7 protein-coding genes and 1 pseudogene are annotated in these 9,487 nt (G+C 65.5%); 6 read left to right on the plus strand and 2 right to left on the minus strand.

Going from position 1 to position 9,487, the window contains the following annotated elements; genetic code table 11:
• Nucleotides 1-46 precede the first annotated feature (46 nt).
• Complete coding sequence (locus CK224_RS15615; RefSeq protein WP_095782393.1) at nucleotides 47-1,621, minus strand: NAD(P)/FAD-dependent oxidoreductase; 1,575 nt, start codon at nucleotides 1,619-1,621, stop codon at nucleotides 47-49.
• A gap of 118 nt (nucleotides 1,622-1,739) precedes the next feature.
• Here CK224_RS15615 and CK224_RS15620 point away from each other — a divergent pair, with 118 nt between their 5' ends.
• From CK224_RS15620 to CK224_RS15650, 6 genes are all read left to right on the plus strand, one after another.
• Complete coding sequence (locus CK224_RS15620) at nucleotides 1,740-2,531, plus strand: cyclase family protein (protein ID WP_095777544.1); 792 nt, start codon at nucleotides 1,740-1,742, stop codon at nucleotides 2,529-2,531.
• Between the two features lie 306 nt (nucleotides 2,532-2,837).
• The gene (locus tag CK224_RS15630) at nucleotides 2,838-4,409 is read left to right on the plus strand and encodes an NAD(P)/FAD-dependent oxidoreductase (RefSeq protein ID WP_095782354.1); all 1,572 of its coding nucleotides are present in this window, start codon (nucleotides 2,838-2,840) and stop codon (nucleotides 4,407-4,409) included.
• Complete coding sequence (locus CK224_RS15635) at nucleotides 4,409-4,891, plus strand: MarR family transcriptional regulator (RefSeq protein WP_067324441.1); 483 nt, start codon at nucleotides 4,409-4,411, stop codon at nucleotides 4,889-4,891. Before CK224_RS15630 ends, CK224_RS15635 begins: the two co-directional genes overlap by 1 nt.
• A 49-nt stretch (nucleotides 4,892-4,940) precedes the next feature.
• A complete protein-coding gene (locus tag CK224_RS15640) occupies nucleotides 4,941-7,094 on the plus strand; it encodes an indolepyruvate ferredoxin oxidoreductase subunit alpha (protein ID WP_095782355.1) in 2,154 nt (717 codons plus the stop codon).
• Nucleotides 7,087-8,670, plus strand: a complete 1,584-nt coding sequence (locus CK224_RS15645) for an indolepyruvate oxidoreductase subunit beta family protein (protein WP_095782356.1) — start codon at nucleotides 7,087-7,089, stop codon at nucleotides 8,668-8,670. Before CK224_RS15640 ends, CK224_RS15645 begins: the two co-directional genes overlap by 8 nt.
• A gap of 85 nt (nucleotides 8,671-8,755) precedes the next feature.
• Nucleotides 8,756-9,019 carry a hypothetical protein gene (locus CK224_RS15650; protein WP_095782357.1) on the plus strand — a complete coding sequence of 88 codons (264 nt, stop codon included), beginning with the start codon at nucleotides 8,756-8,758 and terminating at the stop codon, nucleotides 9,017-9,019.
• Nucleotides 9,020-9,263: 244 nt separating this feature from the next.
• Here the strand turns inward: CK224_RS15650 and CK224_RS15655 are convergent.
• Nucleotides 9,264-9,487: pseudogene (locus tag CK224_RS15655) on the minus strand (ISAs1 family transposase); the annotation flags it as partial.

Here is a 9,487-nt window from a genome sequence, read left to right on the forward strand (position 1 = left end):
AAGGTCTGGTGGGCAACCGCGCCTTGTCCATCCTGGAATTCTGCTGCTAGTGCCCTCCCAGCTGTTGCGCCAGCATGAAGCCGGATCCGGCACCGGTGCCGGCGCCGGGCCATGTCGCGGCGCCGGTGAGGTAGAGGTTTGACACCGGCGTGTTCCAGCGCGCGAAGCCGCGCGCCGGACGGAAGAGAAAATTCTGCGCCAAATGGTGGCTGCCGCAAATCTGGTCGCCGCCGACGAGGTTCGGATTCTCGCGCTCGAGGTCGAGCGGCGAGAAGATCGCGCGCCCGAGGATCTTCTGGCGCAAACCAGGCGCGTAGCTCTCGATGATGTCGAGCACGCGCTCGGCATAGGCGTCCTTGACCGCGTCCCAGGAACCGGGCGCGATCTTGCCGGCAGCATCGCCGAGGATTTCCGCCGGCAGCATGCGCACCTGGACCCAGAGCACGTGCTTGCATTCTGGCGCCCGCGACGGATCGACGGCGGTCGGCTGTCCGACGACGAGCACCGGCTGATCGGGCAGCACGCCGGCAATCGCCTGCTGATAGGTGCGCGACATGGCATCGAGCGACGGCGCCAGATGCACATAGGCGAAGTGGCGAAGCTCGGCGCCAGCGCTCCAGTCCGGCAGATCGTCCAGTGCCAGATGAATCATCATTGTGCCCGGCGCATGGCGGAACTTTTTCATCGCCGCGTCAAAGCCGGCATCGCCGGATCCGTTCGGCAACAGCTTGCCAGTCAGCGCCTTGGGCGCGACGCCGGCAATGACGGCCTTGCTGGCGACATGGAAATCGCCGGAGGCGAGCCGCACGCCGGTCGCGCGGCCGCCGGCGACGGTGATCTCCGCCACCTCCGCGCCGGCCATGATCTTGCCGCCGGCCGCTTTGACCATGCCGACAAGCGCGCGGATGATGGTGTCGGCGCCGCCCTTGCCGAGCACCATGCCAAAACTCTGGTTGGCCATTGATTCCAGATAAGGGAACACGGCGCCGCCGGCGATGTCGGGCGCGAAGTCGAGATGCATGCCCCAGGCGGCGAGCGTGGTTTGCACGTGCGGCGTCTCGAAATTGTCCTCGAGCCACGCGCGGGGGGAAGACAGCAACAAGCGGCCGGTATCGAGCGCGCCGCCAATGCCTTTCTTGCGCCAAAGATACCAGGCCGTGCCGGCGAGCGCGCGCGGGTTCATCGGCGATCCGAGCAGCGGGAACAGATGCTCCGCCTCGCCTGGAAAGGCCTCGACCAGCCGGCGCCATGTAGCGGCATCGGCCGCGGAGAAGGTGGCGAGCCGCGATGTCGTCTTCTCGAGATCGTTGCTGACGCCAAACCATCTTCCATCCGGGAAAGCGCTGGCGAAACAATCGGCGACGGGCGCGAATTCCAGCCCATGGCTTTTCAATTCATTTGCATATTTCCGATGGAAGGGAGAGCCAGCAAACAGGCTCAGGTTCATCGCGCCGAAGTCGTGCCTGAAACCGGGAAGCGTGTATTCCGCGGTCCGGACCGCGCCGCCGATAGTTGCGTTGCGCTCGAAAACCGCTGTTTTCCAGCCTTTGAGCGACAGATGCGCGGCGCAGGCCAGAGTGTTGTGGCCCGCCCCGACAAAGATGGCGTCGAACTCGCTCACGCCCTGCCCCAAAATGCTTTATGCTTAAAGATAATTGCAGATGCATATGTTTTCGTCTAGTAGGATATTAAGGGCCGCAACGAACCTCGATGAGCACGAACAAGAGGGAACGAAGACAATGGACACGCAGAAACTCCTCGGCGAGGTCGCCGGCCAGCTGCTTTCGGGCGCCATCAGGGTCGTCGACCTGTCGGCGCCGCTCGGACCCAACACGCCGCTGATCAAGCTGCCGCCGGAACTCGCCGTCGACACGCCGAAAGTCGAGATCCACCCCATTTCAAAGTATGACAAGAATGGTCCGTGGTGGGCCTGGAACTGGCTGAAGCTCGGCGAGCATTCGGGCACGCATTTCGACGCGCCGCAGCACTGGATCACCGGCAAGGACTATCCGGACGGCGCCACCGACACCATCCCGGCGCAGAATTTCGTCGGCCCGGTCAATGTCATCGACTGCTCGGTGGAAGCCGCCGCCGATCACGATTTCCTTCTCACCGTCGACCACATCAAGGCGTGGGAGGCCGAGCATGGCACCATCAATGCCGGCGAATGGGTGGTGATGCGCACCGACTGGTACAAGCGCAACGGTTCGGAAGCCGACTTCCTCAATGCCAACGAGACCGGCCCGCATACACCCGGCCCGACGGCGGAAGCCATCCAGTTCCTGATCAGCAAGGACATCAAGGGCTGGGGCTCGGAGACGATCGGCACCGATGCCGGCAAGGCCGGCGGCATGGAGCCGCCTTTCCCGGCGCACACGCTGATGCACAAAGCCAATCGCTATGGCCTCGCCAGCCTCTGCAACCTCGACCAGCTGCCGCCGAAAGGCGCGATCCTGATCGCCGCCCCGCTCAAGATCGAGCACGGCACCGGCAGCCCGATCCGCGCCCTGGCGCTGGTGCCGGGCCAATAGGCGAGGTGGCGGTCTTCGGGAGAAGATCATGCTCGCGGGCAACAGTGTAGTGGAGAGGTGGGATCGGAGCGACGCTGGCGCTCTACGGCGCCCCCCTCTGTCCTGCCGGACATCTCCCCGACAAGGGGGGAGATTGGCAGTTTCGGCGCTCCACACTGTTCTGCGACGTCGGAGATTGGCGAAAGCAAGGGTGACGTCCGATCTCCCCCCTCGTGGGGGAGATGTCCGGCAGGGCAGAGGGGGGCGTGAAGGAACCCTGACCCGCGCAATTGAAACCGATCTCCCGAAAGCAGGGAGCTCCCCTCAATGACCGCTGCCGATCACATCATCGTCGGCAGCGGCATCAACGCCCTGGTCTGCGCGGCGATGCTTGGCGCCAAGGGCGCCAAAGTGCTCGTGCTTGAACGCAACGACCGCATCGGCGGCTGCATGCGCACCGACGAGATCACGGCGCCCGGCTTCGTCCATGACGTGATGGCGACGACCTTCGTCCTCTTCATCACCTCGCCGGCCTATGCCGCGCTCGGCAAGGATCTTGCGCGGCACGGGCTGGAATTCTGTCACACGACCACACCCACCGGCGTGCTTCGGCCCGACGGCAGCCATGCCGTGCTCACCACCGACCGGGCCGCCAACATCGCGGCGCTGAACGCATTTGCCTCCGGCGATGGCGACCGTCATGGCGGCGATGTCGGCGACATCGAACGCAATGCCGGACTGCTGTTCGGCCTGCTCGGTGGCGCGCTCTGGTCCTATCCGACGACGAAGCTCATGGCCGGCGAGGCGTGGCGGCGCGGTCCGCGCGAGCTTGCCGCCGTCCTGGGCGAGGCGCTGGTGCCGGCGCGGGGCTGGCTGGAGACCGCGTACAAGTCCGATACCGTCCGCGCGCTCTGGGCGCCCTGGGTGCTGCATGCCGGGCTTGGGCCTGAAGACGCCTTCTCCGGCCAGATCGCCAAGGTCATCGCCTTCGCGCTGGAGGCGGCCGGCGCACCGATCGTCAAGGGAGGGGCGAAGAACCTGCTCGCCGCCTTCGAAGCGTTGATCAAGGAGCGCGGCGGCGAAATCCGCGTCAACGCCGAAGTCGCCTCGATCGTCCAGACCGGCGGCCGTGCCACCGGGGTCTGCCTCGCCTCCGGCGAGACGCTGAGGGCAGGGAAGAGCGTCATCTGCTCGGTCACGCCGACGCAGCTCTATGGCCGCCTGCTCGGCAACGATGCGCCGGAAACCGCCGCGAAAGCCATGCGTGACTACCGCTACGGCAAGGGCAACTTCCAGCTCCACTACGCGCTGAACAAGCCGCCGGCCTGGCGCGGCGAGGGCCTCGACAAGGTGGCGCTGCTGCATCTGACGCCGGGACTCGATGGTGTGTCGAAAGCCTGCAACGAAGCGGTGCGCGGCCTGTTGCCGGAAGTGCCGACGATCTGCGTCGGCCAGCCCCACGCGCTCGATCCGTCGCGCTGTCCGCAGGGCAAGGCAATCCTGTGGCTGCAGCTTCCGGAAACGCCGCGCCACATCAAGGGCGATGCCGCCGGCAAGCTCGAGACTCCAGCCGATGGCCGCTGGACCGAGGCGCTGCGCGAGGCCTACGCCGACCGCGTCGAGGCGATCCTCGCTCATCACATCGATGGTTTTCGCGACACCATCATCGCGCGCCGCGCCTGTTCGCCTGCCGATCTGGAAGCGATGAACATCAATCTGGTCGGCGGCGATCCCTATGGCGGCTCGTCCACCATCGACCAGTCCTTCTTGTGGCGGCCGTTCAAGGCCAGCCGCAATCACGAGACCGGCATTAAGGGCCTGTACCATATCGGCGCCTCGACGCACCCGGGCGCAGGGCTCGGCGGCGGCTCCGGCTTCCTGCTGGCGGGGAGGCTCTGATGGAGCAGAAGCTTCCGGAAAAGCGCCAGCGCATCTCGACCCTCGGCCAGATCGGCCTGCAGCAATTCGCGCCCTATTTGATGAACCGCATCATGGGCCGCTACAACGCCACCCTGCGAGAAGACTTTCGCAAGCAGGGCCTGACCATTCCGCAGGTGCGCACGTTGGCCGTGCTCTCGGTCACCGACGGCATCACCGTCAACGACCTCTCGGTCTATACGGTGATCGAGCAATCGACCTTGAGTCGCACGCTCGACGCGCTGGAAGGCCAGGGCCTCGTGCGGCGCGAGCAGGGCGTCGCCGACAGCCGCTTCCGCCATGTGTTCCTGACCGATGACGGCCGGGCGCTTTTCACCCGCGCCTGGCCGGCCATGCATGATGCCTTCGAAGCGATGTTCGACGGCGTTGACGATGCCGAATATGCCGCGCTGATCGCGATTCTGCAGAAGATGCTGAAGAACATCCGCAAGCACGACATTTGAGTTTGACGTACGCGCCGCCGTCCAACGGCGGTAACGGAAGGAGGCAGAGATGGCCGAACGGTCTTTTGCCAAGGAAGTCGAAAAGCTGAGGCTCGGCGCCGGCCAGGAATTCGCGGGCGAGGGCATCCTCGCCATCACCAAGGCGCTGCTGCAATGCGGCGTCGGCTATGTCGGCGGCTACCAGGGCGCGCCGATCAGCCATCTGATGGATGTGCTCGCCGACGCGCAGGACATTCTGGGCGAGCTCGGCGTGCACTTCGAGGCGAGCGCCTCAGAAGCAACCGCCACCGCTATGCTTGCCGCATCCGTGCACTACCCGATCCGCGGTGCCGCCACCTTCAAGTCGACGGTGGGTACCAATGTCGCCTCGGACGCTTTGGCGAACCTCGCCTCGGGCGGCGTCACCGGCGGCGCGCTGATCATCGTCGGCGAGGACTATGGCGAGGGCTCCTCCATCATGCAGGAGCGCAGCCACGCCTTCGCCATGAAGAGCCAGGTCTGGCTGCTCGATCCGCGCCCGAACCTGCCCTCGATCGTCAAGGCGGTCGAGGATGGCTTCGAGCTGTCGGAGGCCTCCAACACGCCGGTCATGCTGCAGGTGCGCATCCGCTGCTGCCACGTCCACGGCCACTTCATCGCCAAGGACAACAAGCGGCCGCCTATGTCGGTTGCCGATGCGCTGTCGGCTCCGCGCCGCGACACCGGCCGCATCGTGCTGCCGCCGGCCTCCTTCCTGCACGAGAAGGAGAAGGTGACGAAGCGCTGGCCGGCGGCGGTCGATTTCATCAAGAGCCGCAAGATCAACGAGGTCTTTGGGCCGGACAATGGCTCGATCGGCATCGTCATGCAGGGCGGCATGTACAATTCGGTCGTCCGCGCGCTGCAGCGGCTCGGCCTTGCCGACACCTATGGCGACACCGACGTTGCGCTTTATGTGCTGAACGCCGTCTATCCGCTCGTCGATGACGAGTTCCTTTCCTTCTGCGAGGGCAAACAGGCGGTGCTGGTCGTCGAAGAAGGCCAGCCCAACTACATCGAGCAGGCCTTTGCCGCGATGCTGCACAAGGCCGAGCGCGGCACCAAGCTGGTCGGCAAGGAGCATCTGCCGATGGCCGGCGAATATACCGGGCAGGTGATGCTGGACGGCATTGGCTCCTTCCTGCGCGCCTATGCTCCGCATCTGCTGCCCGGCGAGGTTCGTGCGCCGAACAAGCTGGGCGAGGGCGTCGACACCGCCGATCTCATCAATGTCGTTCCCGGCCGCCCGCCGGGCTTCTGCATCGGCTGTCCGGAGCGGCCGATCTTCGCTGCGACCAAGCTGGTCGAGCAGGAGCTTGGCAAGCACCACATCGCTTCCGACATCGGCTGCCACCTGTTCTCGATCATGCCGCCCTTCGAGCTCGGTGCCACCACCATGGGCTACGGCCTCGGGCCGGCCTCGGCTTCCGCCTTCAATTCGCCGGAAGCGAAACGCCGGTCGATCTCCTTCGTCGGCGACGGCGGCTTCTGGCACAACGGTCTTACCTCCTCGATCGGCAACGCCGTCTTCAACAAGAATGACGGTGTCATCGTCATCGTCGACAATTTTTACTCGGCCGCCACCGGCGGCCAGGACATCCTGTCCTCGCGCGCCTCGAACCGCACCAAGTCCACAAAACATCCGATCACCGAAGCGATGAAAGGCATGGGCGTCAAATGGCTGCGCCACATCGACCGCACCTATGACGTCGGCCAGATGCGCGACACGCTGCGCGAGGCGCTAACCACCGAGGAGAAGGGGCCGAAGGTCATCGTCGCCTCGTCCGAATGCATGCTGAACCGCCAGCGCCGCGAGAGGCCGCTGGTCGACAAGGCGGTCAAGGGCGGCGAGCGGGTCGTCAAGCCGAAATTCGGCGTCGACGAGGACGTCTGCACCGGCGACCACGCCTGCATGCGGCTCTCCGGCTGCCCGTCGCTCTCGGTGAAGTCGCTCGACGATCCGCTGCGCGACGATCCGGTCGCTTCGATCGACCAGAACTGTGTCGGCTGCGGCAATTGTGGCGAGGTGGCGGATGCGGCCGTGCTCTGCCCCTCCTTCTACCGCGCCGATGTCGTGCACAATCCGAGCCGCTGGGACCGCTTCCTGGAAAGCGCGCGCCGCGCCGTGATCGGCCGTTTGCAGCGCCGCCGCGAGAGCCGCCGTTTGATGTTCGCCGATGCTTGAGCAGGCTTCACCGCTGCGCCCGAAGCCGGGCGCCTCTGATGACGAGCGGGTGATAAAACTCGCCGTGCTTGCCGTCGGCGGCCAGGGCGGCGGCGTGCTCGCCGATTGGATCACCGACGTAGCCGAGCGCAGCGGCTACATTGCGCAATCGACGTCGGTGGCGGGCGTCGCCCAGCGCACCGGGGCGACGATCTATTACATCGAGATGGCGCGCGACACCGGCCGGCTGCCGGTCTTCGCGCTGTCGCCATCGCAGGGCGACGTCGACATCTTGATCGCCGCCGAGCTGATGGAGGCTGGCCGCGCCATCATTCGCGGTTTCGTCACGCCCGAGCGCACGACGCTGATCGCTTCCTCGCACCGCATCGCCGCCGTCTCGGAAAAGATCGAGCCGGGCGACGGCCGCGCCTCGTCGGAAAAGGTGCATGCGACGGCCGAGGTGGCCGCCAAGCGCTTCATCGCCTTCGATATGGAAAAGATCGCCGCCGAGCATGGCACGATGATCTCGGCCAGCCTGCTCGGCGCGCTGGCCGGTTCAGACGCGCTGCCCTTCCCGCGCGAAAACTACGAGCAGGCGATCGGCGCCGGCGGCCGCGGCGTCAAGGCCAGCCTTGCCGCTTTCGGCGCCGCCTATGACCGGGCGCGCGGCATCGCGGTCGCGACAGCCGGGGATAACGCAAGCGGGAAGCCTGCCGCTCCCGACACCTCATCAACGGCCAAGGTCAGTGGTCCCGAAACCCTGCTGAAGGGCTGGCAGGAACTCGCCACCCGTATCGCGGCACTACCGAAACCGGTGCGCGACATGGCTGAGCGCGGCCTGAAGAAGGTCGTCGATTACCAGGACATCGCCTATGGCGGCGAATATCTCGACCGGCTGGACAAGGCGATCGCGCTGGACAGTGCGGAGCGTGGCCATGCGCTGTCGGTCGCGTCGGCGAAACATCTGGCCAACGCCATGTGCTATGACGACATGATCCGCGTCGCCGACCTCAAGACGCGTTCGACCCGCGACAGGCGCGTGCGCAAGGAAGTCGGTGTCAGGGAAGGCTTGGTCCTGCAGGTCACCGAATATTTCCATCCGCGCATCGAGGAATTCTGCGGCACGCTGCCGGTAGCGATCGGCAGTTACATCGAGAGCCGCCCGAAGCTCGCCGCCTTCCTTGACCGCCGCATCAACCGCGGCCGCCATATCCGCACCGACAGTTTCACCGGCTTCGCCATGCTCTGGTTCATCGGCGGCCTGCGCCGCTGGCGCGGCCGCCTGCTGCGCCACAAGGTCGAAGTCGAGCACCTGGAACGCTGGTATGGCTTGGCGCTCGCCCATGCGCGCGAAAACTATGCGCTTGGGCTGGAGATCCTGAATTGCCGCCGCCTGATCAAGGGCTACAGCGACACCCACGCCCGTGCCCAGTCGAAATTCGACCGCGTGCTCTCGGCGCTTGCCCTGCTCGAGGGCCGCGAAGACGCCGCCGACTGGATCCGCCGCCTGCGCGAAGCGGCGCTGAAGGACGAAAAGGGCGACATGCTCGACGGCGCGCTGAAGACCGTGGCGACGCTCAACGACGCCGCCCGATAACGAGGATGTGATCCATCCCATCCGACGGATTTCGACCCCGTCGTCCGTTTCACGGCGGTAGGGATGAATCACGGAGACGAACTTTATGCTCACCAAATATTTTCTGCCGTTCGCATTGGCCGCCGGCACTTTGATGCTCTCCGCCGGCGCGCAGGCGATGCCGATGGCAAAGCCCAGCGCTGCGCCGCTGCCGATCGAGACAGTCGGCTGGCGCTGCGGCCCCGGTTGGCACGTGAACCACTGGGGCAGATGCGTGCCGAATGGTCGCCGGTTCATCCGGCCCGTGCGCCACTGGCATCCGGGCTTCCGGTATCACCACCGCTGGCATCCCGGCTATTGGAGCTGGTGATCGGTTTGAGGGGCGCCCGTGCCGGAAACGGCGCGGGCGGCTTGCTAAGTTCCTCGAGCGAGGATTCAGACAGCCCTCAGAGACGGCGTCTGGACAGCGCCCCCTCTGTCTTGCCGGACATCTTCGCCGCAAGGGGGAGATCAGACATCGCGCCGGCCTTCGCCAATCGTCAGTGTCGTACTCTGTTCGACAGCGCAGAGTGGTCGCGGCGCCGAAGCTGCCAATCTCCCCCCAAGTGGCAGGGCTATCGCATATGAGTAAAGAGTTCATAGAAGAAGTCTTTGCTCCAGTTGGCCCTGCGCATCTTGCTGGCGATTGGTTTGTCGAGCGGATGGGCAGCCAAGATGTTTTGGGCGAGCCTGCGGATGACGGCCAGGTTTTGTGGCGCGTTGTCCTTTCGGGTGCGGGCGTCATCCTCGTGGAAGACAACATCAAGGCTCCAGTGCAACTGGTTCTCGATCGTCCAGT

The organism is Mesorhizobium sp. WSM3862 (assembly GCF_002294985.1).
Taxonomy (GTDB): Bacteria; Pseudomonadota; Alphaproteobacteria; order Rhizobiales; family Rhizobiaceae; genus Mesorhizobium.